The organism is Paenibacillus sp. VTT E-133291 (assembly GCF_002264395.1).
Taxonomy (GTDB): Bacteria; Bacillota; Bacilli; order Paenibacillales; family Paenibacillaceae; genus Paenibacillus_AQ; species Paenibacillus_AQ nitricinens.
Genome location: NZ_NFVA01000199.1, coordinates 1 through 1778 on the forward strand (window position 1 = coordinate 1; position 1778 = coordinate 1778).

General features: G+C 35.2%; 2 protein-coding genes. Both read left to right on the forward strand.

Annotated features, from left to right (window positions below; genetic code table 11):
• Window positions 1-341: 341 nt before the first annotated feature.
• Window positions 342-935 (forward strand): chloramphenicol phosphotransferase CPT family protein, encoded by a 594-nt coding sequence (locus tag CA598_RS31485; protein WP_094879045.1) that lies wholly within the window; start codon window positions 342-344, stop codon window positions 933-935.
• A gap of 221 nt (window positions 936-1156) precedes the next feature.
• The gene (locus CA598_RS31490; RefSeq protein WP_094879044.1) at window positions 1157-1663 is read left to right on the forward strand and encodes a P-loop NTPase family protein; all 507 of its coding nucleotides are present in this window, start codon (window positions 1157-1159) and stop codon (window positions 1661-1663) included.
• The last annotated feature ends 115 nt before the right edge of the window (window positions 1664-1778 follow it).

Genomic DNA, 1778 nt, shown 5'->3' on the forward strand with positions numbered 1-1778 from the left:
ATGGTGAAAGTATATTTTATAAAATATAAATAGGAACCTTTATCGTTGAACTAATGGGAAATGATAGTCAATTATCATCTTCTATTTAAAGGCCGTTTACAAGCAGTGTCGAGCTGAAAATATAGCTGGCTATGTTTTCGGAAGTGACGCGTTTAAGCCTTCCTAACCCTTAGGGGTTTAGGGAGGTTTTTTGTTGTGAAGGAAAGGAATGACCTACATTGTGATGTCGCTGTTTATTATGATTTTGTGAAATCAGAGGCGGATGTTGAACGTAATACGATAGGCAGGATAGTTCAATTGCTTCTCGAATATTATCTGAGTTGGATAATTTTATAAAATTTATGAATATAACGTTATCTGAAAGATACGCAAAACTTATAGGTGAGGGTGATAGAAAGACTAGTATTTCTAATGAACTGATAAATCAGAAAGAGATTCTATTTCATCATTTATCAATAGATGTTTTTATCAAGAACTTTTTTAAACATAAATTTTCAGATATTGAACCTACAAGAGAAGTAGATGAGCATGTTATCGCACAAATAATGTTTGATTCCTTAGTCTCAATGTACTATTCGACAGTTAAATTGTTTTCAAAAATGGGTTTGAATGTAATAGTAGATACCGCAATCGAAAATGACAAGTGGTTTAATGAGTGTCTTGATGTATTTTTTGATCAGCCTACATTATCTATAGGTATAATATGCTCGAAAGAAGAACTCATAAGAAGAGAGCAAATAAGAGGAGATAGAAAGATTGGATTAGCAGCTTCACAGTTCAATACAGTATATTGCATTGATGAATATGATCTCAAAGTAAATACAGAAAAGATGAATCCAATAGAGTGTGCCGAAAAGACATTAAGTTTTATTAAGTCCAATAAGGAATATCTCGCATTTAAAAAATTAAGTAAAAGAAATGTTTGTGTTTCCTAGATAGCTCGAGGGAATTCGGAATTAATCTAACGTGAGGCAATAGCTCAATAAACACGATAAGGCAGCCGTTCAGTTAACGCGATCAAGTACCTTTATTCAACTAACGGGCAGGCTACTTTAATAAGTAATGTTAAAACGAAGGACAGCAAAAGGGGAATCTGCGACTATTGCGAATAGATAATTAGTCAAACATTTCGCCGATCTAGGGAGCTTGAACAGGAATGAAAAAAATTCTCATTATTGGAATTGTTGCTAGTGGTAAAACGACATTCGCTAAACGATTATCCCAGAAATTCAGTCTACCCTGGTATGAACTTGATTCCATAGTCGATCATAATACAGCTACGGGACGGTACAAACGTTCCGCAGAAGAACAATTCGAAATTATAAAGGAGATCGATATTAAAGGAGCGTGGATATTCGAAGGAACAGATAGAGATTCCTATCAATGTTTGTATCAAATGGCAGATACGATCATATTCCTTGATACTCCATTGTGGAAGCGAAGGGTCAGAATCTTAACACGATTTATCAAGCAGAAACTTGGGATTGAAAAGTGTCACTATAAACCAGATATCATGATGTTGAAGATGATGTACAAATGGACGAGGGATTTTGAACAAAGTAGAAACAGTTTTGATGCCAAGTTGAATAGATACAATGAGAAAGTGATCAGGTTAAGAGATAGTAACAATCTGGATCTTACAAAAGGGACACGACTAAGCTAATAGGCAGGATAGTTCAAGCGTTTCTCGAATATTTTATGAGATGGATGAAGAACGGATGAGTCCACATGGACGGCCATAACTAGCGCATAACGAAGTTGCCGAGAACCACGTTTGG